At 61.9% G+C, this 22,914-nt stretch carries 22 protein-coding genes; 15 read left to right on the top strand and 7 right to left on the bottom strand.

Features of this window, described 5'->3' with window-relative positions:
* Positions 1–3 precede the first annotated feature (3 nt).
* The 7 genes from dapE to LG376_RS11020 are packed head-to-tail and all read left to right on the top strand — an operon-like array spanning position 4 to position 4,759.
* Positions 4–1,092 carry a succinyl-diaminopimelate desuccinylase gene (gene dapE / locus LG376_RS11050; protein ID WP_225747151.1) on the top strand — a complete coding sequence of 363 codons (1,089 nt, stop codon included), beginning with the start codon at positions 4–6 and terminating at the stop codon, positions 1,090–1,092.
* A 3-nt stretch (positions 1,093–1,095) separates the two neighbouring features.
* The gene (locus LG376_RS11045; protein WP_225747150.1) at positions 1,096–1,860 is read left to right on the top strand and encodes a TIGR00730 family Rossman fold protein; all 765 of its coding nucleotides are present in this window, start codon (positions 1,096–1,098) and stop codon (positions 1,858–1,860) included.
* 14 nt (positions 1,861–1,874) lie between these two features.
* Entirely contained in the window at positions 1,875–2,687 is an 813-nt protein-coding gene (folP, locus tag LG376_RS11040; protein WP_225747393.1) for a dihydropteroate synthase, read from the top strand.
* Complete coding sequence (locus LG376_RS11035) at positions 2,684–3,406, top strand: glucosyl-3-phosphoglycerate synthase (RefSeq protein WP_225747149.1); 723 nt, start codon at positions 2,684–2,686, stop codon at positions 3,404–3,406. The genes folP and LG376_RS11035 overlap by 4 nt, the downstream gene beginning before the upstream one ends.
* A 3-nt stretch (positions 3,407–3,409) precedes the next feature.
* The gene (locus LG376_RS11030; RefSeq protein WP_225747148.1) at positions 3,410–3,703 is read left to right on the top strand and encodes a DivIVA domain-containing protein; all 294 of its coding nucleotides are present in this window, start codon (positions 3,410–3,412) and stop codon (positions 3,701–3,703) included.
* Between the two features lie 12 nt (positions 3,704–3,715).
* Positions 3,716–3,883, top strand: coding sequence for a DUF3117 domain-containing protein (locus LG376_RS11025; RefSeq protein WP_005323535.1), 168 nt, complete (start codon positions 3,716–3,718; stop codon positions 3,881–3,883).
* Between the two features lie 9 nt (positions 3,884–3,892).
* Positions 3,893–4,759 (top strand): methyltransferase domain-containing protein, encoded by an 867-nt coding sequence (locus tag LG376_RS11020; RefSeq protein ID WP_049377983.1) that lies wholly within the window; start codon positions 3,893–3,895, stop codon positions 4,757–4,759.
* A 326-nt stretch (positions 4,760–5,085) separates the two neighbouring features.
* On the opposite strand, the gene LG376_RS11015 is transcribed toward LG376_RS11020, so the two are convergent.
* Positions 5,086–6,528, bottom strand: a complete 1,443-nt coding sequence (locus LG376_RS11015) for a GH32 C-terminal domain-containing protein (RefSeq protein WP_198492842.1) — start codon at positions 6,526–6,528, stop codon at positions 5,086–5,088.
* Positions 6,529–6,540: 12 nt separating this feature from the next.
* A complete protein-coding gene (glgA, locus tag LG376_RS11010) occupies positions 6,541–7,695 on the bottom strand; it encodes a glycogen synthase (RefSeq protein WP_225747147.1) in 1,155 nt (384 codons plus the stop codon).
* Positions 7,696–7,804: 109 nt separating this feature from the next.
* Here glgA and glgC point away from each other — a divergent pair, with 109 nt between their 5' ends.
* Positions 7,805–9,022: a glucose-1-phosphate adenylyltransferase gene (gene glgC / locus LG376_RS11005; protein WP_225747146.1), complete on the top strand. Its 1,218-nt coding sequence runs from the start codon at positions 7,805–7,807 to the stop codon at positions 9,020–9,022.
* Here glgC and LG376_RS11000 read toward each other — a convergent pair.
* Positions 9,019–9,666: an O-methyltransferase gene (locus LG376_RS11000; RefSeq protein ID WP_225747145.1), complete on the bottom strand. Its 648-nt coding sequence runs from the start codon at positions 9,664–9,666 to the stop codon at positions 9,019–9,021. The two genes, glgC and LG376_RS11000, sit on opposite strands and share 4 nt — an antisense overlap.
* 151 nt (positions 9,667–9,817) lie before the next feature.
* Here LG376_RS11000 and sigE point away from each other — a divergent pair, with 151 nt between their 5' ends.
* The 3 genes from sigE to LG376_RS10985 all read left to right on the top strand — a co-directional run bounded on the left by sigE (position 9,818) and on the right by LG376_RS10985 (position 11,575).
* Entirely contained in the window at positions 9,818–10,447 is a 630-nt protein-coding gene (gene sigE / locus LG376_RS10995; protein WP_225747144.1) for an RNA polymerase sigma factor SigE, read from the top strand.
* A 100-nt stretch (positions 10,448–10,547) separates the two neighbouring features.
* On the top strand, positions 10,548–10,997 hold the full coding sequence (locus tag LG376_RS10990) for an anti-sigma factor (RefSeq protein WP_225747143.1): 450 nt from the start codon (positions 10,548–10,550) through the stop codon (positions 10,995–10,997).
* 23 nt (positions 10,998–11,020) lie between these two features.
* Positions 11,021–11,575, top strand: coding sequence for a twin-arginine translocase TatA/TatE family subunit (locus LG376_RS10985; RefSeq protein ID WP_049378319.1), 555 nt, complete (start codon positions 11,021–11,023; stop codon positions 11,573–11,575).
* Positions 11,576–11,579: 4 nt separating this feature from the next.
* Here the strand turns inward: LG376_RS10985 and LG376_RS10980 are convergent, their stop codons facing one another.
* Entirely contained in the window at positions 11,580–12,710 is a 1,131-nt protein-coding gene (locus LG376_RS10980; protein ID WP_040425048.1) for an Mrp/NBP35 family ATP-binding protein, read from the bottom strand.
* Positions 12,711–12,815: 105 nt separating this feature from the next.
* Between LG376_RS10980 and LG376_RS10975 the strand changes: the two genes are divergently transcribed.
* Positions 12,816–13,556 (top strand): hypothetical protein, encoded by a 741-nt coding sequence (locus LG376_RS10975; protein WP_225747142.1) that lies wholly within the window; start codon positions 12,816–12,818, stop codon positions 13,554–13,556.
* Positions 13,557–13,987: 431 nt separating this feature from the next.
* Here LG376_RS10975 and LG376_RS10970 read toward each other — a convergent pair whose 3' ends face one another.
* Positions 13,988–17,728, bottom strand: coding sequence for a multifunctional oxoglutarate decarboxylase/oxoglutarate dehydrogenase thiamine pyrophosphate-binding subunit/dihydrolipoyllysine-residue succinyltransferase subunit (locus LG376_RS10970; protein WP_225747141.1), 3,741 nt, complete (start codon positions 17,726–17,728; stop codon positions 13,988–13,990).
* A gap of 159 nt (positions 17,729–17,887) precedes the next feature.
* A complete protein-coding gene (locus tag LG376_RS10965) occupies positions 17,888–18,622 on the bottom strand; it encodes a hypothetical protein (protein WP_049383629.1) in 735 nt (244 codons plus the stop codon).
* 116 nt (positions 18,623–18,738) lie between these two features.
* On the opposite strand from LG376_RS10965, the gene LG376_RS10960 reads away from it, so the two are divergent.
* From LG376_RS10960 to LG376_RS10950, 3 genes are all read left to right on the top strand, one after another.
* Entirely contained in the window at positions 18,739–20,442 is a 1,704-nt protein-coding gene (locus tag LG376_RS10960) for a carboxylesterase/lipase family protein (RefSeq protein WP_225747140.1), read from the top strand.
* Between the two features lie 81 nt (positions 20,443–20,523).
* Positions 20,524–21,372 carry a DNA primase gene (locus tag LG376_RS10955; protein WP_225747139.1) on the top strand — a complete coding sequence of 283 codons (849 nt, stop codon included), beginning with the start codon at positions 20,524–20,526 and terminating at the stop codon, positions 21,370–21,372.
* Positions 21,373–21,499: 127 nt separating this feature from the next.
* Positions 21,500–22,342, top strand: coding sequence for a hypothetical protein (locus tag LG376_RS10950; protein WP_225747138.1), 843 nt, complete (start codon positions 21,500–21,502; stop codon positions 22,340–22,342).
* Here LG376_RS10950 and LG376_RS10945 read toward each other — a convergent pair.
* The gene (locus LG376_RS10945; RefSeq protein WP_225747137.1) at positions 22,339–22,857 is read right to left on the bottom strand and encodes a hypothetical protein; all 519 of its coding nucleotides are present in this window, start codon (positions 22,855–22,857) and stop codon (positions 22,339–22,341) included. The genes LG376_RS10950 and LG376_RS10945 overlap by 4 nt on opposite strands.
* Positions 22,858–22,914: the final 57 nt, after the last annotated feature.

Raw genomic sequence — 22,914 nt, 5'->3', positions numbered from 1 at the left:
TTTGTGACTTTAGATCTATATGCAGACCCCATCGAACTAACCAAGGCGCTCGTGGATATTCCGAGCCCCTCCCACCATGAGGAGGCCATCGCAGACGCCATCGAAGAAGCGCTGCGCGGATTGGACGTCGAGGTTGCCCGCTACGGCAATACCGTGTGCGCCCGGACGAATCGCGGGCTAGATTCCCGCGTAGTACTCGCCGGCCACATTGATACCGTTCCGTTGGCAGAAAATGTACCGCATCACATGGAAACCTCTGAAGACGGGGTAGAGATTATGTGGGGCTGCGGCACCGTGGATATGAAGTCCGGCATGGCCGTCTACCTCAATGCCTTTGCCCAGCTGCACGAAGCGGACGAGCTAAAGCATGACCTCACTGTCATCGCCTACGAGGGCGAAGAAGTAGCCACTGAATTTAATGGCCTGGGCCACCTGCAAAAGGACCACCCGGAGTGGCTCGAGGGCGATTTCGCGCTGCTGGGTGAGCCCTCCGGCGCCATGGTGGAGGCCGGTTGCCAGGGCTCCATCCGCCTGCGCGTTACCGCCCATGGCACCCGCGCGCACTCGGCCCGCGCCTGGCTCGGCTCCAACGCAGCGCACAAGCTTGCGCCCATTATGAGCCGCATCGCTACCTATGAGTCCCGCGATGTCACCATCGATGGCTGCACCTACCGCGAGGGCCTCAACATCGTCCACCTCGAGTCCGGCGTGGCCACCAATACGCTGCCGGATGAGGCATGGATGTTTGTAAACTTCCGCTTCGCCCCAGACCGCACGAGCGACGAGGCGCTGGACTACATGAAGTCCATTATCGGCGAGGAAGAAGACGTCACCATCGAGATCGACGACATCGCACCGGCCGCCCAGCCCGGTTTGGGCCAGCCAGCAGCCAAGGCGCTTATCGACGCCGTCGGGGGCAACGTCCGCGCCAAGTACGGGTGGACCGACGTCGCCCGCTTCTCCGAAATGGGGACCCCGGCAGTAAACTTCGGCGCTGGTGACCCTGGGTTTGCGCATAAGAAGGACGAACAGGTCCCCACCGCGCAGATCACCGAAGTATCCACCGCCCTCCTGAACTACCTGAAGGGATAGACCATGACCCCTGAGCAGATGCGTACCCTGCGCGGCCCGATGTTGCTGCGTACCGAAGGCGAGCAGGCCTCCACCTTTGACCAGCGGCTCTTGGAGTCCGGCGCGGACCATGAGTGGCAGCATGCTGATCCGTGGCGCGTCCTGCGCATCCAAGGCGAGTTCGTCGCTGGCTTCGATGCGCTTTCCAAGCTGCCGAAGGCCGTTACTGTCTTCGGCTCCGCGCGCACTACACCGGAAGATGCGAGCTACCAGTTGGGCGTGGATGTTGGCCGCAAGCTGGCCGAGCACTCCTATGCCGTCATCACCGGCGGCGGCCCCGGCATTATGGAGGCGGCCAACCGCGGCGCCCATGAGGCCGGCGGGCTCTCCGTGGGCCTGGGCATCGAGCTGCCCCACGAGCAGGGGCTTAACGAGTATGTGGATCTGGGCCTGAATTTCCGCTACTTCTTTGCGCGCAAGACGATGTTCTTGAAGTATTCGCAGGCCTTCATTTGCCTACCTGGTGGCATGGGCACGATGGATGAGTTCTTCGAGGTCATGTGCATGGTGCAGACCGGCAAGGTGACCAATTACCCCATCGTGCTCATGGGCACTGAGTACTGGTCCGGCCTGCTGGAATGGATGGACAACACGCTCGCGGCCAGCGGCTATATCAACGAGGGCGACCGGGAGCTTTTCCTGCTTACCGACGACCCCGATGAGGCCATATCTCACATCATTCAGCGCCACCAAGTCATGAGCGATAAGCGCATCAGGGAGCCGCGTTGAGCCTCGCGCGTGTGATGGCGATTGTCAATCGCACCCCGGATTCCTTCTATGACAACGGCGCAACCTTTGACCTTGACCCAGCGCTGCGCCGCTGCGATGAGGTGATTGCGGCCGGTGCGTCAATCGTCGATATTGGTGGCGTGAAGGCTGGCCCCGGCAAAGCCGTGGGCGCGGCGGAGGAAATCGACCGCGTGGTGCCGATCATCGAGAAGGTGCACGAGCGCCACCCGGATGTGCTCATCTCCGTCGATACCTGGCGCAGCGAGGTGGCAGAGGCCGCCATCGCAGCCGGCGCCGGCCTAGTCAATGACACGTGGGCCGGCTGGGATCCCGAGCTCATCGAGGTCGCCGGCCACCACCGTGTGGGCTACGTGTGTTCGCACACCGGTGGCATCACCCCGCGCACCAGGCCCCATCGCGTCCACTTCGACGACGTGGTGGCCGATGTCATCGCGGAAACCACCCAACTGGCTGAGCGCGCCGCCACCCTCGGCTGCCCGGAGGAACTGACCTTCATCGATCCGACGCATGACTTTGGCAAGAACACCTTCCACGGGCTCGAGCTCCTGCAGCGTATCGACGAGGTCGTGGCCACCGGTTGGCCGGTGCTCATGGCGCTATCCAATAAGGACTTCGTAGGCGAGACGCTCGACCGCAGGGTAGGCGAGCGCGTGGCCGGCACTCTGGCCGCCACCGCGTGGTCCGCCGCCCGCGGCGTGGCCGCCTTCCGCGTGCACGAGGTGGCCGAGACCGCCGATGTCATCCGCATGACCGCCGCCATCCAAGGCGAGGTCGCCCCGCTAGCAACCACGCGAGGCCTTGCATGAGCGTCTCCGTTATCATTCCAGCGCTCAACGAGGAGGGCACCGTCGCAGACGTCGTGCGCGCCTGCCTCGCCGATGAACCGCTCGAGGTGCTCGTCATCGACGCCGACTCCACCGACGCCACCGCCTCCCGCGCTGCCGTCGCCGGAGCGGATGTGCGCAATTGGCGCGATATCCTCCCTGAGGAACCGCGACCCGGTAAGGGCGAATCCCTCTGGCGCGGGGTTGCCGCGGCGAAGGGAGATATCGTCGTCTTTGTCGACGCCGACCTCGAATCCGCCGCACCCGGCATGGTCTCGGCCTTGGCTGCGCCCTTCGCCGACCCCGCGGTGGAGATGGTCAAAGCCCGCTACCGCCGCAGCCTCAACGGCCAGCCAACCGGCGGCGGCCGCGTGACTGAACTGACTGCCAAGCCGCTCATCAAGCAGTTCTTTCCCGAGCTGGCCCACATCGATCAGCCCCTCGGAGGCGAATACGCCCTGCGCCGCGCCACCGCCCTAGAACTGCCCTTCGTGGAGGGGTATGGGGTGGAAGCGGGGCTAATGGTGGACGTCGGCAAGCGGGGCAAAGTCGCACAGGTAGACCTGGGCACGCGGGTACACCGCAACCGGCCGCTGCACGAGCTGGCGCCGATGGCCGAGGTAGTCGCGCGCACGCTGCTCGCCCGCGCCGGGGTCCTCGCGCCCGTTGCTCAACGCCCGCCGCTAAAAGGTAAGGTTTAAGCCATGCTGTCTTGGATTATGCTCCTCCTCGTCCTGATCGCCCTGACCATCATCGGTACCTGGGTTTGGGGCTCCATTTTTGGCCGCGGCGAGGTCATGCACCCGCTCGACGAGCCGCAGAAGGTGCAGGAAAATAACCGCGCCGCCCTCCGTGAAGGCCGCCTTGACCAGGTAAAATTTGAGGTCGTTCCCCGTGGATACCGCCAGGATCAGGTGGACGATCTCCTCGCGCAATTGGAGGAACAACTATCTTCCGCGCAGAAAAGGTCTAAGCTGGAAGGAAAAGAAGTTAACTAAAGGAGACTCACTATGGCAGCAATGAAGCCGCGCACCACGGGCGGAGAAATGGAAGCAGTAGAGGAGTCCCGCAAAATTGTAATGCGCATCCCCTCGGATGGCGGCGGACGCATCGTCATCGAGCTGAGCAAGGACGAAGCCGCCGAGCTCGGTTCCCTGTTGACCGAGGTTTCTAGCTAGTCTAGGTACATGCTTTCTCATATCGTCGACATTCTGGCCGATCCCAACGATGGCACCGCGCTTTCTGGTGCCGATGATTTCTCTCGACTCGTCTCGGAATCCGGCCACTCTTTTGATGTGGCCAAGCAAGGCTATGTCACCCTTGCCGCTGGCGCCGGGCTCAAGCACAAGGGCGATGACATGGATATGGTCAACGCTCGTGAGACCTATCTGGCCATGGGCCACTTCGCGCCCTTCGTTGAGGCGGTAACCGGGGCCGTCCAGGACGCACTGGATTCCGCCTCCTTGGCTGAGTCCAAGCCCGCCTCCCTCCTCGAGGTGGGTGCCGGCACCGGCTACTACCTGGCCCATACTCTGGACTCCATCGCGGAGGCCCGCGGCGTCGGCCTCGACATTTCCCCGCACGCCGCGAAGCACTTGGCCAAGTGCCACCCGCGCGTCGGCGCCGTCGTGGCCGATGTATGGGAGCGCCTGCCCATCCGGGATGAGTCCGTCGACGCAATCTCCGTCGTCTTCGCCCCGCGCAATCCCGCCGAATTCCAACGCGTGCTCGCCCCGGGCGGCCAGGTCATCGTCTTGACGCCCGGCGCTGGACACCTGGATGAGCTGCGCGAGCCGCTCGGCATCCTCGGCGTGGAAGAAGGCAAGGTCGAGCGCATGTATGAGCAGGCCGAGGGCTTCCTCGAGCAGGCGGCCGACCCGGTCGATATCTCGTTCCCCATCGAGCTTGATAAGGCCTCCGTCGCAGCTCAGGTGGGCATGAGCCCGTCCGCGCGCCACATCAGCGCCGGCGAACTCGCCGAGCGCATGGCCGCGCTGCCCCCGACGCTCACGGTCACCGCCCGCGCCCGCTTGGATCGCCTCCGCGCCGTCTAGCTCCCAGCCGGCCACAGCCACCTCCACCGCCCTTCGCGCTCACCGGAAGCGCGTGGGGTGGTTCTTTTCGTCTCCCCAGTGAGCGCGAGGGGAGGTTTCGCCCTTGCCGCTCACCGGCACACGCTTTCCGACGTCCCAGCATCTTCCCGTGAGCGCGAGGGACGCGTGTGAGGGAGCGAGAGGAGACGCGGCCCAGCGGAGTGAGGCCGAAAACGCGCAACCCCGCCCTTGCCGCTCACTGAGGGAAGCGGAACCGCGGTGGGCGGCTGCGCCGGTGAGCGCGAAGGGCGGGGGTGAGGAGGGAGCGGTGCGGCGAGCCTAGAGGATTAAAGCTTGGAGCCGGAGCGCTGCCAGTCCTGCTCGATGACGGCATCGCCGGAGGTCTCGACTCGCAGGCCGGAGCAGCCACCCTCGAAGTAGACGCGGGATGCCATGGCGATGAGGCCACCGTCGACAAAAACCTCGACTGTGGAGCCGTCTTGGATGATGGTGAGGGTATCGGAATCGCCTTCGGCAAGCGTGGCCGTGGCGGGCTCGGAATCGGCGAAACAGTGGTCGAAGGCCTTGTTCATGGAGCGATCGAGGCTGATGTTATCGCCGGAGTGGCAGATGGTGGCGGCGGGGTCACCGGCGCCGTCGAGAAGCGTGACCGTTACGCAGGAACCGGAAGGGACCTCCATGACGCCGGTCCAGGAACGGGCGTAATCGGAGAGCTTGACGGCATCGGGCAGGCCGCGGGCGGGTGCTTGGTAGAGGACGCCGCCCTCGAGGGTGACCCGGCGAGGCAGGGAGAGGGCATTGGCCCAGCCTTCGGCCTCCCAGGAGGCGTGTGCGGTGGCATCATCGCCGCGGCCGTTGCCGTTGAGGAGACCGACGATGACGGCGCGCTCGTAGCGCTGCTCCGGGGTGAGCGTGCCGGTGGTGGTGTTGGTACTGCGTGGGCGGGAGAAATCGTGGCCGAAGTCTACGCGGCGGAAGCCGGAGACCACGGTAAAGGTGGTGCCCTCCAGTCGGCCGACGAGGTAGCCGGAGACGTCGCGGCCGCCGCGCTCTAGGGTGACGAAGAGGACGTCGTAGATATTGCCGTCAACCTCGTCGCGCAGTCGGACTAGGCGCGGGGAGACGACCGGCGGAATGGGCGAGGTAGCGGGGACCTCGCCCTCTAGGAAGCCAGGGTCGCCGTCGAACTTGAGGCTGCCGCGCAGGCGCCAAGACACGCCATCGGTGGATTCGAGGATGACGGGAACCGGGGCGTCGGAGTGGCCGGTGAGCGCGAGCATGAGCCAGCCGTCGTGGCCGTTATCGCGGTCCTCGGAGGCCCAATCGGGCACCACGCAGGGGGAGCGGAAGTGATCGAAGTTGCGGGTATTGCCTACGACCTCGCCAAAACGGACAACATTGGGGTCGAGGGCCTGGGGGTCATCGGAGACCTCGCAGATCTCGTCCACGTCAGCGTAGCGGGCGAGGTGAACGGCGATTCCGGCGGCGGTCACGGAGGTGAAATAGAGATGGATATCTTCCGGGCCTTGGGCTACGGATCCTGCGCGCAGGGAGAGCTCGCCGCCGACGGGGGCAAGGACATCGTCGCAGTCCAACCAGTCAAAGGGAGACTCTTCGGAGTAGGTGTGTCCCCAGCGGGCAGGGGAGTCTGCGGTGGGGCGGTACTGGTAGAACAGGTGCCAGGTATCGCCGTCGCGCAGGATACCAGCGGGGGCGTCGAGGACGCCGTCTTCAGGAACAAAATGCAGTTCAGGGCGGTGAGTTGTCACGGCTATCCTTCCTTAAATCAAGCTGCGGTAGATATCGACGGTTTGGGCGGCAATGGTAGCCCAAGAGAAATCGCGAATGGCGCGCTCGCGGCCGGCGCGGCCAAATTCCGCGGCGCGCTCTTTATTGGCGGCGACGTCATTGACGGCGGCAGCGAGGTCGGCTTCGAAGGCAGCGGTATCGGCGGCGTCGTAAGGCACCAGTACGCCGGTCTCGCCATCGACCACAACCTCCGGAATACCGCCTACGTTGGAGGCAACAACGGCCGTGCCGCAGGCCATAGCTTCTAGGTTGACGATGCCCAGCGGCTCGTAGATAGACGGGCAGACAAACACATCCGCGCCGGAGTAAATCTGCTGGACCTCGTTGCGCGGGAGCATATCCTTGACCCAGAAAATGCCATCGCGCTGGGTGCGTAGCTCATCTACCAGCGCCTCGGTCTCCGCCGCGATTTCGGGCGTATCGGGCGCGCCGGCGCACAGCACCAGCTGGATATCCGGGTCGAACTTCCGCACTGCCTGCAGCAGGTGCTTCACGCCTTTTTGCCGGGTAATGCGGCCAACGAAGGCGGCGATGGGGCGTTGCTTATCGACGCCCAGCTTGTCCAACACATCTCCCTCTCGCGGTTGCCACAGCTCGGTGTCGATGCCGTTGAGGACAACGTGGACCTTGGAGGCGTCGATGCGCGGGTAGGCATCCAGGATGGAGTCCTTCATGCCAGCAGAGACAGCGATGACGGCGTCGGCATATTCCATGGCGTTCTTCTCGGACCACGAGGAGACGTCATAGCCGCCGCCGAGCTGCTCACGCTTCCATGGGCGGTGTGGCTCCAGGGAGTGAGCGGTGACCACGTGCGGAATATCGTATAGCTGGGCGGAGAGGTGGCCGGCAAGGCCCGTGTACCACGTGTGCGAATGGGCGATGTCGATATCGGAGGCGGCATCGGCCATGCGAAGCCCGGTAGACAAGGTCTTGAGCGCTCCATTGGCACCCTCGAGTGCGGGGTCCACGCCGTGCACAAAAACGTCCTTTTCTTCGCGCGGGGAGCCCATGCAGTGCACGGAGACATCGATGATATCGCGCATAAAACGGGTGAGTTCAGCTACGTGAACTCCGGCTCCGCCGTAGATTTCCGGCGGGTATTCTTTGGAAAAGATTCCGGCTCTCATGCCCACCCAGAATACGTATCTCTGGTGCCGCGTGCAGAAATACGGGATGGGGGTAAAAATGTGCATATTTCTGCTGCGAAATGTGGGATTTGCAGATAGGTTTGAAAACGTGAGAAGCCTGCCAAATGTCCTAGCCATTGTCCTTGCCGGCGGCGAGGGAAAGCGTCTTTTTCCCCTGACCGAAGACCGCGCCAAACCCGCCGTGCCTTTTGGCGGATCCTACCGCCTCATTGACTTTGTCCTGTCCAACTTGGTCAACGCCGGTTACCTCAAGATTGCGGTGTTGACCCAGTACAAGTCCCACTCCTTGGACCGCCACATTTCCCAGGCGTGGAATTTGGCGGGGCCGACGCCGCAATACATTGCTTCGGTGCCTGCCCAGCAGCGCCGCGGTAAGCGTTGGTACAACGGCTCGGCGGATGCCATTGTGCAGTCGCTCAACCTCATCTATGACGAAAAACCGGACTACGTCATTGTCTTCGGCGCGGACCACGTCTACCGCATGGATCCGGCGCAGATGGTAGAAGAACACATCGCCTCGGGACTGGATTGTTCGGTGGCCGGCATTCGTGTGCCGCGCGCGGAGGCAACGGCCTTTGGTTGCATCCAAGCCGATGGCATGGGAACCATCACAGAGTTCGTGGAAAAGCCTGCGGACCCACCGGCCACTCCGGATGACCCGAATATGAGCTATGCCTCGATGGGCAACTATGTCTTTACGGCGCAGGCGCTTATTGACGCCCTCTTGGAGGACGAAAAGAACGAGGACTCCGCCCACGATATGGGCGGCGATATTATTCCGTACTTTGTGAAGCGTGGGCAGGCGCATGTCTATGACTTCATGGCAAATGAGGTGCCGGGATCTACCGAACGCGATCACGGCTACTGGCGCGACGTGGGCACCATCGATTCCTTCTATGAAGCGCACATGGACATGATTTCGGTGCACCCGATCTTTAACCTCTATAACCAGAATTGGCCGATTCACTCCACGGATGACTCCAATTTCCCGCCGGCGAAGTTCGTGCAAAATGGCATCGCGCAATCCTCGATGGTGGCGCCGGGCTGTATTGTTTCCGGCGGCACGGTGCGCAATTCCGTGCTGGCGTCCGATGTCCACGTGGCCGATGGTGCCACGGTCGAAGGATCGGTCATCCTGCCGGGCGTGCGCATCGGTCGTGGTGCGGTGGTACGCCGCGCGATCCTCGATAAGAACGTCGTCGTTAGTGATGGCGCAATTATCGGTGTGGACCGCGAGCGCGATGAGGAGCGCTTCAAGGTTTCTGACGGCGGCGTGGTTGTCGTCGGCAAAAACCAGAAGGTCTAGAGCTTCGTCACGAGCGTGAGCCCAGAACCCAGCGGCAAGCGGGTGACGTTTGCGCCCTCCAGCTCGCGCAGGTACTCGTCTGCTTCGCGGGCGGCGGCGGTGTCGCGGTCGGTCCGGGAGACGTCGGCAAGCGTGCCATCGAGCAAAGAATTAGCCAAGACCAGGGTGCCGCCTTGGTGCAGTAGTGGCCACGCTGCCTTGATGATGGCGGGGAGCTCGAGCGCGGCGACGTCGGCGTAGATGACCTGGTAGGCATCATTAGCCAGGCGGCCCATGACCTCGAGTGGGCGAGACGGCAGGAAGCGGCCGCGCGAAGGTGCATAGCCCGCCTCGCGGAAGGCGGTCTTGGCGCTGCGCTGGTGCTCAGCCTCGGGGTCGATGCAGGTCAAGATGCCATTATCGGGCATGCCGGCAAGCAGGTAGAGGCCTACCACATTGGCGGCTGGGGTGATCGCCACGGACTGGGGGCGTTCGGTAGAGCCGGCCGAGGCGGCCGTCAGCGTGGTGAGCAGTTGGCCCGTTGATTCATCTGGAACGGGCAGACCGTACTCATCGGCGTGGTCGCGCGCCCCACGCAGGGCCGCGGAGGGCTCGCTGGTGGTCTCAATATAAGAACGCAGTGCTTCATATGCGGTAGTAGTCACGCAATAAACCTTAGGGAAAAGTGTCCGCAAATGTGGCAAAAACGCGCTTAGCCAGCGAGGTTGTGGTGGGTGGGGATAATGTGACGGACTAACAGGAAATTATCAGCACTGTGGCTGGAGTTTCACTTTGAAGTATAGAAAGATGACATGCATGACAACAACGAAGCGCGATGCCGAATCCCTTCAGCCCGCCACCTCTGATGCGGAGTTGACCGGTACCGCGGCGTTCGATGCCGGCGAAGCTGACATGCCCGCCTGGGGTGACCTCGTAGCCGAACATGCTGATGGCGTCTACCGCTTGGCGTATCGCCTTTCCGGCAACCAGCACGATGCAGAGGACCTCACCCAGGAAACCTTCATGCGTGTCTTCCGCTCCCTGGATAGATACCAGGCCGGTACGTTTGAGGGTTGGCTGCACCGCATTACCACTAACCTCTTCTTGGACATGGTTCGCCATCGCTCCAAGATCCGCATGGAGGCCTTGCCGGAGGATTATGAACGCGTGCCTGGCACGGATATGACCCCGGAGCAGGCCTATACCGTGGCCAACCTGGACCCGGCGCTGCAATCCGCGCTCGATGGCCTGGCTCCCGATTTCCGCGTGGCCGTGGTGCTATGTGATGTCGTTGGTATGAGCTATGACGAGATTGCGGAGACCTTGGGCGTCAAGATGGGTACGGTGCGCTCCCGCATCCACCGTGGCCGCTCGCAGCTGCGTGCGGCACTTGAAAAAGAAGCGCAAACCAATGCGGAAACCCGCATGCTGTTGCGCACGCGTTAAACCACCGCGCGCTAAACTTTAAAGAAACTGCATAGTCCCCGCTACCGGCGGGGATTTTCCGTGTCACTGAAGGCCAAGCAACTACTGGAGGAGGGTGTTGATGGACTCGCTGCGGGGACGTCGAACCTTGTCCACGCTGAGCGTGCGCGGCGGATTCGATGCCGCCCAGGCCAAGGCCCGCGATAAGGCGAAGGCTAAGGCGCGGCGCAGCGATACCATCGGGCACCTTGGCCCGGAGGCTGTCGTTGCCTTCGTAGACGGGGAGATGGAGCCAAAATTCATGCATCGCGTGCGCATTCACTTGGTGCACTGCGCCGAGTGCCGGGCGGATGTTCACCAGCAGCGCCATGCCTCAGAGTGGGTTCGCCAGTGCGCGGATTCCGCTAAAGTCAAGGCGTCGCAATCCTTGCTGGCAAAGCTCGCGGGCATTGCCGCCGAAGGGGTGACGCCCGGGCCGGATGCGGCAACGCCTGCGCACCGGCCGCAGCGGGATTTCTTGGACAAGGTGGAAATGGTGGTTCGCGCAATCAAGCACAATCAGCGCGGCTAAGAGTGAGGGACTAGTATTTAACCGTGTTTTCTTCCATTGGTTGGCCCGAGATTTTCGTCATCGTGGTTTTGGGCATCATCGTCATTGGCCCGGAGCGCATGCCCGAGGTGATTAAGGATGTGCGCGCGGCCATTTACGCGGCCCGCAAGGCCATCAATAACGCCAAGGCGGAGCTCAACGGCGAGATGGGCTCGATTACCTCGGAATTCGATGATATCCGCGGCCCGCTCACCCAAGCTGCCCAGTGGACGCGCCTCGGCCCGAAAGGGGCAATTACCAAGGCGCTTTTCGACGGCGACGATTCCGCCTGGGACGATTTCAACCCCAAGAAAATGGCAGAAAACGTCAAGACCGCTACCGCTCCACAGGAGCCGGAGGAGCAGCCGCAGTCCCAACCGCAGCAGCAGCGCCCGAGCTTCGACTACTCCCAGATCTACGCTGAGCAGCCGCAGCCAGAGCCCCGGCCGCAGCAACGCACCGAAGCCCCCAAGCCGACGGAGCAGCCCGCGCCCGAGAAAAAGCCGCCACGCGGTGGGGAAGAATCCACCGGCGGCGGCATGTGGGGCGATGTGACCTAAGGCGTTAGTTCACGCCCAAGTTGAGGTTTTTACCCACCAGGGAATCGGAGCGGATGGCCAGCTTATCAGCCACCGCCTGGATCTGCTGGGCGGCGGGGGACTCGGGGGAATCGAGGACAATCGGCGTGCCGGCATCGCCACCGCTGCGCAAGGTGGGATCCAGCGGCACGGAAGCCAGCAGCGGCACCTCATGGCCCAAGATGACGCCTAGGCGATCAGCCACAATCTGTCCGCCGCCGGAGCCAAAGACGTCCATGGTGGAGCCATCCGGCATCACCATGGCGCCCATGTTTTCAATTACGCCGGCCACGCGCTGGCGGGTCTGCTGGGAGATGGAACCGGCGCGCTCTGCCACCTCGGCGGCCGCGGCCTGCGGGGTGGTGACAATGAGTAGCTCTGCATTGGGAATGAGCTGGGCTACGGATAGGGCGACGTCGCCAGTGCCCGGAGGCAGATCCAAGAGCAGCACGTCGAGGTCGCCCCAGAAAACGTCAGCCAGGAATTGCTGTAGCGCGCGGTGGAGCATAGGCCCGCGCCAGACCACCGGGGCATTGCCCTCCACAAACTGCCCGATGGAAATGTGCTTAATTCCGTGAGAAATCGGCGGCAGTAGCATCTCATCATCGAGCACGGTAGGTCCGTCGGTGCAGCCCAAGAGGTTAGGAACGGAGTGGCCGTAAATATCGGCGTCCACAATGCCAACCTTGAGGCCCTTCTGTACCAGCGCTGCGGCCAGGTTTACGGTCATGGAGGATTTGCCCACACCACCTTTACCGGAGGCCACCGCGAAAACGCGAGTAGTGGAATCCGGCTTTGCAAACGGGATTTCGGGCTCGGCCTGGCCGCCGCGTAGCTTCTTCTTGAGCTCGCGACGCTGCTCATCGCTCATGGCTTCCATCGTCACCGTGACGTTTCCAACGCCCTCAATATCCTCTACCGCAGCGCGGGTATTGGACTCAATGGTGGACTTCATGGGGCAGCCGGCGATGGTGAGGTAAATTTCCACGGCCACGTCATTACCGGTGACGGTAACGGACTTCACCATGTTGAGCTCGGTGATGGGGCGGCCAATTTCGGGGTCTTCGACGCGGGAGAGTGCCTCGCGTACGGCGGATTCAGTAATAACGCTAGACATAACCCTTGCCATCTTAGTCACGCCGCAACAGGAGGTAAACACACCCTCGGTGTAGAATCAGCTAGACGCTCACGCGCCGCCAACCAAAAGGAGAAGAGTATCGCCATGCGCAGCTTTGCCCGCCCCGCTCGTGTCATTGCCGGTGTGGTGCTGTCCGCAACGCTGCTTTCCGGCTGTTCCTCCCAGCTCGATACCAACCCCTTTACTAAGAGCTCCCAGAGTGAGCCCATTAGCATTTTGGTCGATACTAATGAGACCGACCAGCTGGTCCTCGCAGAGATCTACCGTCAGGAGCTGATGGGGCAGGGTCGCGATGCGTCCATTGTGAAGGAAGAAATCTTCCAAGACACCAAGGGTGGGCGTTCCATGAACCCGGGCGGCAATTTCTATGTGGGCTGCACCGGCGAGTTCCTCAATATCCTTAACCCCGGTGAGGCGCGGGCTATTTCGAAGGACTACAAGAAGGCACAGAAAGCCTCTGAGCCCGGCGGCGAGGATTACTTGGCCCGTACCCACATTGCGCTCATGTCGAGCTTGCCCACGGATACCTCCACGGTTGAGCCTTCCGGTGCCAGTGGCTGCGAGGGTTCCGAGCCCGAATTGTCAGAGAATTTCGTGGTGCTCTTTCAAGACGATCTCTTCGACCGCGAAGAGCGCCAGGCAGTGGCCTCGCTGACCAAGTTCATAACCCAAAAAGACCTCTCTGACATGGCCGAAGAGGTAGAAAACGACGACACCAGCGCGGAGAAGGTCGTGCGCTCCTGGTTGAATTCCTCCGGCGGCGACATCGCCCATGAAGAGGGCGACTCCGATTCTTCCGGCGGGTCGAATCTCACTGGTTCTTAGTATTTGATCGTTGGCAACTCGGAGCTGCTGACGGTGGGTAAACCGGCAGACCAACACCTCCACAGGAGTTGACCCCTCAAACTCACTTGTGACTCGATGTGGGGCAATTCTGGGCTTGTGAATACCGGCGTTAGTGCTTTTTCATTGCAGCCTGGTTTGAACGACATGCATACGTGTCACGATTAGACATATCGAGTAAGGCGCTAATTCTTAACCCGCTCCCTTGGCGCTCATGGGAAGGCTACCGCCAAGACAATAGTGTTCCGCTGGTGAGCGCGAAGGAATCGGAGATGAGAACGGACATGAGAGAGCAAGAACGCCGAAGGAGTGCTCTGGCAGAAGCAAGAGCAGAAGCTCTATAAGTGCTGGCGTCGGCGTGAATAAACCCCAGTGAGGACCTCCTCACTGGGGTTTAAACGGGGTAGAGGCGACTAGATGTCGAAGGCCTCTTCCAGCAGGTTCTTCTGCTCAATCTGGTGCACTTTGGCGTTACCGGTGGCAGTCGAGGACTGAGCACGGCGGGAAACGCGAACCAGCTCCGGCATATCCGGAATCAGGGTGCGCAGATGCTCGTTGTAGAACGGCCATGGGCCCTGGTTGGCCGGCTCGTCCTGAACGAAGCGGACCTGGGTGGCGTTCGGGTAAGCCTCGAATGCCTCGCGCAGGCGGTTGAACGGAATCGGGTGGAGCATTTCCACGCGGACGATGGCGATGTCATCGCGGCCATCGGCCTCGCGCTTCTTCTCCAGATCCCAGTACAGCTTGCCGGAGACCAGCATGATGGTCTTGACCTTGTCGGTATCGCCGACCTTATTGCCGTCGATGTCGACGTAGTTCGGGTCATTGATAACGGACTGGAAGCGCTTGACTTCGGTGAAGTCTTCCACGGCGGAGGTAGCTGCCTTGTTGCGCAGCATGGACTTCGGGGTGAAGACGACCAGCGGGCGCTTCATCTCACCGAGTGCCTGGCGGCGCAGCAGGTGGAAGTGGTTAGCCGGGGTGGAAGGCTGAGCCACGGTCATGGAACCCTCAGCGCACAGCTGCAGGTAGCGCTCGATGCGGGCGGAGGAGTGGTCCGGGCCCTGGCCCTCGTAGCCGTGTGGCAGGAGGAGTACCAGGCTGGACAGCTGGCCCCACTTCGCCTCACCGGAGGAGATGTACTCGTCGATGATGGTCTGGGCGCCGTTGGCAAAGTCACCGAACTGTGCCTCCCAGGCCACGAGGGCGTCTGGGTTGCCCACGGTGTAGCCGTACTCGAAGCCCATGCCTGCGTACTCGGTCAACGCGGAGTTATAAACCATGAACTTGCCGCCGTTGCCCTTGGAGGTAGCGACGGCGTGCAACGGGTTGTACTCGTTGCCGTTGCGTGGATCGAAGGTGACGGCGTGGCGCTGGGTGAAGGTACCGCGGCGGGAATCCTCACCAGCCAGGCGGACAACCTTGCCCTCGCCGGCCAGGGAACCGAAGGCAATGAGCTCGCCCCAGCCCCAGTCGATGCCGCCCTCACGGGAGGACTTCTCGCGCTCCTTGGCTACCTTGCCCACGCGCTTGTGGTACTCGAAGTCCTCTGGTGGGTTGCCATAGGCGGCACCCAGCTCGGCGAGTTCCTCGGCGGTAATCGAGGTGTCCAGGCCGCGGGTGAGGTCCTGGGAGGAGGTGATACCGGTCTGCTCCTTCGGGCGAGCCTTGCCGGCTTCCTTATGCTCAGCAAAGACAGATTCCATCTGGTCGTGGAAGTCGCGAGCGGCTGCCTCGGCGTCCTCGGCGGAAAGGTCACCACGGCCGATGAGGTCGTTGGTGTAGTGTTCGCGCACTGCCTTGTGCTCGTCGATGACGGAGTAGAGCTCCGGCTGGGTCATGGACGGGTCATCGGCCTCGTTGTGACCGCGCAAGCGGTAGACCATGAGGTCAATGAAGACGTCCTTGCCAAACTGGCGGCGGTACTCGGCTGCCATCTGACCAACCCAGACAACTGCCTCTGGGTCATCGCCGTTGACGTGGAAGACCGGGCAGTCGAAGCCCTTGGCCAGGTCGGTGGCGTAGTGGGTGGAGCGGCCGGAGTCCGGGGTGGTGGTGAAGCCCACCTGGTTGTTAACCACGATGTGGACGGTGCCGCCGTTAGTGTAACCGCGCAGCTGAGACAGGTTGATGGTCTCTTGGACAATGCCCAGGCCGGTGAAGGAAGCATCGCCGTGGAGCATGACTGGAACAACGGTGTGGCCCTCTGGGCCCTTGTCCAAGATGTCCTGCTTAGCGCGGGCGATGCCCTCCATGACCGGATCGACGGCCTCGAGGTGGGATGGGTTGGCGGCAAGGGTGACCTTGATTTCGCCATCGCCAAACATCTGCAGGTGGTGGCCCTCGGAACCCAGGTGGTACTTCACGTCACCGGAGCCGCCGAGCTGGCCGCCCTTGTAGTTGCCGTCAAACTCGCCAAAGATATCGGCCAGTGGTTTGCCCACGATATTGAACAGGACGTTTAGGCGGCCGCGGTGTGGCATGCCGATGACGACCTCGTCCAGATCCTGGCCGGCGGCGGTATCAATGATGGAATCCAGCAGCGGGATGAGGGTCTCGGCGCCTTCGAGGGAGAAGCGCTTCTGGCCCACGTACTTGGTCTGCAGGAAGTTCTCGAATGCTTCGGCGGCATTGACCTTCTGCAGGATGTACTTCTGCTCCGCGTTGGTCGGCTTCGGCATGCCCGCCTCCAGGCGGTCCTGCAGCCAGCCGCGCTCATCGCGGTCGAGGATGTGGGTGTATTCGGAGCCGACCTTCAAGGTGTAGGCGGCGCGCAGGCGAGAGAGCACCTCGCGCAGGGTCATCTGCTCCTTGCCGCCAAAGCCACCGACATTGAAGGTGCGGTCCAGATCCCAGATGGTCAGACCGTGGGTTGCGATGTCGAGGTCGCGGTGATCTGGGTTAGGCAGGCCCGGCTGGATCCAGCCCAGCGGGTTGGTATCGGCTAGCAGGTGGCCGCGGGAGCGGTAGGACTCGATGAGCTGCATGACGCGGGTGTTCTTGTCCACGCCGGAGTTCGGCACGTCCTGCGCCCAGCGGAACGGCTCATAAGGCACGCCCATGGAGGAGAAGAGGTCGTCCCAAAAGGCGCCGTCGACAAGCAGCTGGCCAATGGTGCGCAAGAATTCACCGGACTCTGCACCCTGGATGACGCGGTGGTCATAGGTGGAGGTCAGGGTAACCAGGCGGCCGACGCCCAAGTCTGCCAAGCGGTCCGCGGAAGCGCCAGCGAACTCGGCCGGGTAATCCATGGAGCCCACGCCGATGATGGAGCCGGCGCCCTTGGTCAGGCGGGCGATGGAGTGGCGGGTGCCGATGCCGCCTGGGTTGGTGAGGTTAATGGTCACACCAGAGAAATCATCCATGGTGAGCTTGTTCTTGCGAGAACGGGTAACGATGTCCTCGTAGGCCTCAACAAATTCGGAGAAGGACTTGGTCTCACACTCCTTGATGGCGGCGACGACCAAAGCGCGGGAGCCATCCTTCTGCGGCAGGTCAATGGCCAGGCCTAGGTTGATGTGCTCAGGCTGGATGACATAGGGCTTGCCGTCCTTGAGCTCGTAGCGCACGTTCATGTCTGGGTGCAGCTGTACGGCCTTAACCATGGCGTAGCCGATGATGTGGGTAAAGGAGATCTTGCCACCGCGGGTGCGCTTGAGGTGGTCATTGATCATGGAGCGGTTTTCCCACATGAGCTTGACCGGCATATCGCGCACGGTGGTAGCGGTAGGAATTTCCAGGGATTCTTCCATGTTCTTCGCAATGGCCTTGAACATGCCCTTGAGCTGGCGCTCTTCGCCGCCCTTATAGTCCGCGATGCGGTCGAGCGGGGACTCGGACTTCTTTACGGACTGCTTGGCCTTAGCGGACTTTTCCTGCGCCTTAGCTACGGATTTTTCCACGTTAGTCTCGCGGGCCTCCTGCTTGCGGGCGGTACTAGTACCCTCAGTCTTCTTCGCGGCAGGCTTAGACGGCTTCTCCGCAGCCTCCTTGGCTTGTGCCTTAGACTTAGGCGCGCCGTTTGCCTCGAAGTAGTCGCGCCACTCCTTATCTACGGAGCTAGGGTCCTTGGAGTACTGCTGGAACTGCTCGTCTATCAGCCACGCATTGGGGCCGAAGATATTCGATGTGCTCACGGCAGGTATTCGCCTCATTTCTCTGCTTTAAAATGGTCGTTTATTCGACTTTAGTGCGGCCTTTGCGCGAGCGCATGCGTCACTCGCCAAAGATTCTGCCTACATGATACGGGTCATACCCCTAAATTCACTATGTTAGGGGTATCAATAGCCCCGCTTAGTGGTTTCCGGTTACCCCTAGGCTTGGGTGAGGGGAGAAAGCTGCTCGCTGGCGTGCTCGATGACCTGCTTGGCCAGCTTGCGGTTGGCGGTGGTGCCCAGCACGGCGCCGATGCCCATGGGCATGAGCTTGCTGATCCACGCCCACTTTAGGCGCTTGGTGATCTGCTTGGTAAAAAGCTTGGTCAGGCGGCCGTTGATGCCAGATAGCGTCGGGCCGGAGAAGCGGGAGAGGCTAGCGGCCGAGCGCATGCCCGCCACGCTATTGAGATCGCCCACAAAGGTATCCACCAAAGCGGAGCCTTTCGAGCCGGTCAGCACCAAAAGTACAAGGGCGCGGCGGCGCTCGGGGGACTTGATGTCATCGCCGCGCAGGTAGGCCGAAGCCAAGATGTACCACGCGGCCGCCTCCAAGAAGACTACGGATTCGCCGGCGATGGTAGCTGCGCCGGTTACCAAACCAACACCAGGGATGGCAGCGGAAGCGCCCGCGGCCGCACCGGTGCCGGAGGTGATATTGAAGAAGTGCTTGTCAATGAGCTCCTGTAGCTGCTGCGGGCTCGCGTCCTTATTGCGCTTCTTCAGGTTGTCGACGTACTTGATGATGACACCGGACTGCACGGCTACTGCGCGGTCCAGGGAATTGAGGAGCGCGGAGGTAAAGCGGTTGGTATCTTCCGGATCGATGTCATAGGTATCGACGGTGTCGACCTCGGTGGAGTTGTCCTTCTTGTCTTTAGTAAAGAAACCCATATGTCCTTTTCTTTCGCTAAAACTTATCTGCGTCCAGCATAATAAAGGATCTATTAATACGCCGTCGCGCCGCAGAGAGATCGCCGAGGGCGTGCAAGGCACCTAAGCTAGAAGGCATGGTTACGCCGCACGAGAACACCCGTGATTCCGGGAACTTCCCTCCGGAGGAGTCTTCCGCGGCGGCGCGCCTGAAAGCCAAGCAGGCCCACGAACGCGCCCGCCGCGCGCACGAAGAGGCCCAAAACGCCCTGGCAGATGAGCTCACCGTCCGCACTACCTCCGGGTGGGTGCGCGGCGTTATAGAGGAGGACCTGCGCACCGATCGCCCCATTAGCGCCGGGCCGGTGCTCACCTGGCGCGGCATCCCCTTTGGCGATACCACCGCCGGGGACAACCGCTTCCGCGCCCCGCAGCCTGCACCGGCTTGGGAGGGCGTGCGCGATTGCAGCCAATTCGGCCCGCCGGCCCCGCAGCCCACGTACTCCTGGACCGACCGCATTATCGGCTCCGAGGACTGCCTGCACCTCGACATCGTGCGCCCGCGCACCGAAGAGAAGCTTCCTGTGGTGGTCTACCTACACGGCGGCAGCTTCATCATGGGCTCGTCGCACATGCTCATGCTCCGCGGTTTTGAGCTGGCTACCCGCATGGAGGTGATCTACGTATCCATTAACTTCCGCCTCAACTCCCTGGGCTATTTGGATCTGCGCAGCCTGGGCGGAGACTGCAGCGCTAACCCGGCGGTGGCCGATCAGATCCTGGCGTTGCAGTGGGTGCGTGACAATATTGCGGCCTTTGGCGGCGATCCTGAATCCGTCACCCTCATGGGTGAATCGGCCGGCGGCGCGGCGGTTCTCACCCTCATGACGAGCCCGGCCGCGGAAGGCCTCTTCCACCGGGCCATTGCCCAGTCCCCGCCGATTGCCATGATCCATTCCCGCGCCCAGTCCACCTTGTGGGCGCGCGAGTTAGTCCACCGCATGGCCTTACCTCGTCGCACCTCGGTGGAGGACCTGCGCCAGGAGAACTTTGCCGATCTGGTGCGCTCGGGCCAATCCATGATGTGGCGGGCTGGCGAGCTCATTCACCTCAATTCCTGCTACGCACCCACGGTGGATGATGAGCTCATTCCGGAACACCCCATAGCTGCCTTTGAAAATGGGCACCAGCACCAGGTTCCGCTGCTCATCGGCACGAACTCGGACGAGGCTAGCTTTGGTAAATTCCTCTTCCAGCGCCAAAGCTCCCGCGAGCGCGCCGCCTTGCGCCTCCTGGCTTCCTTCGATCCCCAGCACGCCCCCGAAGTCGTCGCCGCCTATGACGGCGCGGTGGCCCGGGAGGACTTTGCGCACCTGCTTGCCGACGCCCTCTTTTGGGCACCTTCCACCCGCATCGCTACCGCCCATGCGCAGGTGGCACCAACGTGGATGTATCGCTTCGACTTCGCCTCTGCCGTGCTCAAGTGGCTGGGCCTCGGCGCCATGCATTCGATGGAGCTGGGCAATGTATTCGGTGACCCTTACTCCTCGCGCGCATCTTTCCTTACCAATTGGGGCTCGCGTGCGGAGATGGAAGAACTTACCGCCACCATGCAGCAACACTGGTCCGCCTTCATTCATGGCGGCCGCCCTGAGATGAGTTGGCCGCGCTACGGGGCCACTCAGCGCGCCACCATGATCTTCGATGCCGAGGCCTATATTGAGCACGCGCCGCACGAGCTCAAGCGGCAAGCCTGGGAGGGATACCACATGTTGGAGTGGGGAAGCGGGCGCCCGGAGCTGGTGAGATCTTTGGGCTTCCAACCATCCGGGTGGGAATAACGGTAGACTCCACAGTGACCGCGGGCGGCGGCTTGCCTACCGTGGGAACCTCTGCTTCCGAAGGATGGATTTTAAACCACCATGAGCTTTTTCGAAGATATTGCTTCTGCATTGGATGCCGAGGGCATCGAGTCCCGCGTCAATGATGACGTCATGTTTGTTCCGATCACCTCTGATCTGGAAATCCAATTTATTGAAATCGATCCGCTTCTTCCCGCCGCGAATGTCTACATTGCCGCGGCGGATGTCGATGAAGACGATGAGGAATTCGAGGCAGTCCTCGTCTCCGTTGCCTTCTCGGTAGACGATGCCGTGGAGGCGGTGTCCCGCCACATCGCTACCGACCAGGTCGTCACCGTCCTCCGGGACCTGCTGGAGGGCACCGATGAGCGCATCGCAGAACTAGAATTTGCCCAAGATGAGCTCAATCCGCACCTCGTCGTGGCTGAAGTGGCCAACGACTCGGAGCTGCGCGTGCTCGTGGAAACCATCGACGGCGTCCCGTCCGCCATCGTGCGCTTCCTTGCCTTCGACTTCGACGAAGACGATCTCGATGACATGGAGGATGAGGCAGTCGCCCTCGCCTGGGAAGTGGACGAAGAGGATGAGGACCTCGATGAGTCTGACCGCCTCGCTCTCTTTGATAACGCCGAGTTTGATGACGTTCCCATTGTGGAGGTTCCGGCCGAGGCCCTCGAGCTTGGCACCTACACCGACTTCGATCGCCTCTTCGATGTCCTAGGCCTCGTTTCCGAGCAGGCACTGGACTGGGAAGCACAGCTCGTCTCCTTCGATGACGAAGACTACGAAGAACCTGACGTCTACGATATCTTCGGCGAAGACGACGAGGACGAAGACGAGGACTACCTGGACGGCGACGATGTCGACCTGGACGACGAATCCGACGCCCGCGAAGCTGACGAAAAGTAGTCCCGGCCTTCCCCATTTTAGAGGCCCTTTTGTGTTGCTACTTTCGCGCGCCGCCAATTAGGCTTTAGGACAATCCCAGCCTGCAGCTGGGAATTCGCCCTAAACCTAGCCTTCTGAGGAGGAGACCATGGCGATGACCCGCGACACCACGTGGCGCTACGTCCTTGTTGTAGTAGCCGTGGCATTCTCGCTCGCCGCGTGGCTTTGTACCGTCTTTGGGGTGTACTCCACGGTAAATATGACTTTCGAGTCCTACCTGACCGCCAGCGTCTGGGTCCTCCTCCTAGCGGCCGCGGTGCTGCTATATACCTCGCAGCATGGGCTGGTGCCTAACTGCATCCTCCTGTATCCGATCTTCGGCGCCTCCATCAACCTGCTGTTGGGCTCGTTGACGGTGCGCACGCAGGTGCCGATGTTCTTCGATGCTGTCGGCACCGCCATCGTCGCCATCATCGCCGGTCCCGTGCTCGGCATGGCCGCGGGGCTTACCACCACCGTATTGGGCGGAGTGTACTTTGCCCATGATCTCGCCTTTGCGCCCGTAGGCATCTTTATCGGCGCCGCCGTGGGCCTACTGGCTCGCCGCGGGGTATTCAACAGGCTGTCATGGATCATTTTCTCCGGCCTTGGAATGGGCATCTGCTCCGGCGTGATGAGCGTGTACGTGCTCATCTTTTCCTTCAGCGGACGACCGCGCAAGGGGCCACAAAACCTCACCAAGTTCTACGAGATGATTTTCCAAGACGAGCGCCTAGCCATCATCTTGCAGGGCCTTACCTCGGACATTCTGGATAAGGTCTTTACCGTCCTCATCGCCTGCTTGGTCGTGCGCTTTATGCCTAATGCAATCGCCCGGCACTACACGGTGACCTTCAACCACGAGGTGATGAGGAAGGTGCTCCACGCACCTGACCCGCATGCAGGGCCAGACGCATCTGCGCAGTCAACGAAACAGAGCGCGACCGCCTAGGCGGCTTGGCTGAAGCCGGCGAAGAGTGACTCAGGGGAGTGGACCGGCTGATAGGAGCTATCCACGAGCCACACATAAGTGGCATTCGGGCCACGGGAGACCTCGTGGACTGCGCCAACCATCTCCGCCGGCACGAGCGTGCGCACCCAGCCCTCGGCCACGGCCGGTTCTACCGGCTGACCAAAGTTCTCGGTAATGCGGATGGTAATCAGATAGGCCGGAATGCGGTCTTGCCCAAAGCCGCGCACGCGGGCCTTCACGCGCGCGCCTACGCGGTGGCGGGTAATGCTCATGCAGTACTCTCCGCTCGGTCCACCGGCGGGCGTCGGCAGTTGCTTTATCGGTGGGCGCCACGTGGGCGTGGGGCGCGCGAGGGAGCGTGGGTGATGCATGATGGCGGCGATGGAATTGATGGTGTCATATTCGTGGTAGAGCAAGTCCGCCGCAATCTCGGAGGCGGACTGGGGCAGGTTCATTGCGGTGGGCTGGGGAAACTTCTTTTGTACGTTGTGCATGGCCATCACACTAGAACCCAGCGCGGACACAGCCCCAACAAAAGCAAACACATGTTC

Source organism: Corynebacterium sp. Marseille-P4611 (genome assembly GCF_916618765.1).
GTDB classification, from domain to species: Bacteria; Actinomycetota; Actinomycetes; order Mycobacteriales; family Mycobacteriaceae; genus Corynebacterium; species Corynebacterium marquesiae.
Note: the sequence above shows the minus strand (reverse complement) of the source record. Positions and strands in the feature narration are given on the sequence as shown.

Bases quoted from the DNA above. Each gene is read 5' to 3' on its own strand.
- LG376_RS11045 (WP_225747150.1), top strand. From the start codon at position 1,096: ATGACCCCTGAGCAGATGCGTACCCTGCGCGGCCCGATGTTGCTGCGT.
- LG376_RS11020 (WP_049377983.1), top strand. From the start codon at position 3,893: ATGCTTTCTCATATCGTCGACATTCTGGCCGATCCCAACGATGGCACC.
- glgA (WP_225747147.1), bottom strand. From the start codon at position 7,695: ATGAGAGCCGGAATCTTTTCCAAAGAATACCCGCCGGAAATCTACGGC.
- LG376_RS10945 (WP_225747137.1), bottom strand. From the start codon at position 22,857: ATGCACAACGTACAAAAGAAGTTTCCCCAGCCCACCGCAATGAACCTG.
- LG376_RS10960 (WP_225747140.1), top strand. From the start codon at position 18,739: ATGGTTACGCCGCACGAGAACACCCGTGATTCCGGGAACTTCCCTCCG.
- LG376_RS10950 (WP_225747138.1), top strand. From the start codon at position 21,500: ATGGCGATGACCCGCGACACCACGTGGCGCTACGTCCTTGTTGTAGTA.
- LG376_RS10970 (WP_225747141.1), bottom strand. From the start codon at position 17,728: ATGAGGCGAATACCTGCCGTGAGCACATCGAATATCTTCGGCCCCAAT.
- LG376_RS10980 (WP_040425048.1), bottom strand. From the start codon at position 12,710: ATGTCTAGCGTTATTACTGAATCCGCCGTACGCGAGGCACTCTCCCGC.
- LG376_RS10955 (WP_225747139.1), top strand. From the start codon at position 20,524: ATGAGCTTTTTCGAAGATATTGCTTCTGCATTGGATGCCGAGGGCATC.
- folP (WP_225747393.1), top strand. From the start codon at position 1,875: ATGGCGATTGTCAATCGCACCCCGGATTCCTTCTATGACAACGGCGCA.
- LG376_RS11030 (WP_225747148.1), top strand. From the start codon at position 3,410: ATGCTGTCTTGGATTATGCTCCTCCTCGTCCTGATCGCCCTGACCATC.
- LG376_RS10990 (WP_225747143.1), top strand. From the start codon at position 10,548: ATGGACTCGCTGCGGGGACGTCGAACCTTGTCCACGCTGAGCGTGCGC.
- sigE (WP_225747144.1), top strand. From the start codon at position 9,818: ATGACAACAACGAAGCGCGATGCCGAATCCCTTCAGCCCGCCACCTCT.
- LG376_RS11035 (WP_225747149.1), top strand. From the start codon at position 2,684: ATGAGCGTCTCCGTTATCATTCCAGCGCTCAACGAGGAGGGCACCGTC.
- LG376_RS10965 (WP_049383629.1), bottom strand. From the start codon at position 18,622: ATGGGTTTCTTTACTAAAGACAAGAAGGACAACTCCACCGAGGTCGAC.
- LG376_RS10975 (WP_225747142.1), top strand. From the start codon at position 12,816: ATGCGCAGCTTTGCCCGCCCCGCTCGTGTCATTGCCGGTGTGGTGCTG.
- LG376_RS11025 (WP_005323535.1), top strand. From the start codon at position 3,716: ATGGCAGCAATGAAGCCGCGCACCACGGGCGGAGAAATGGAAGCAGTA.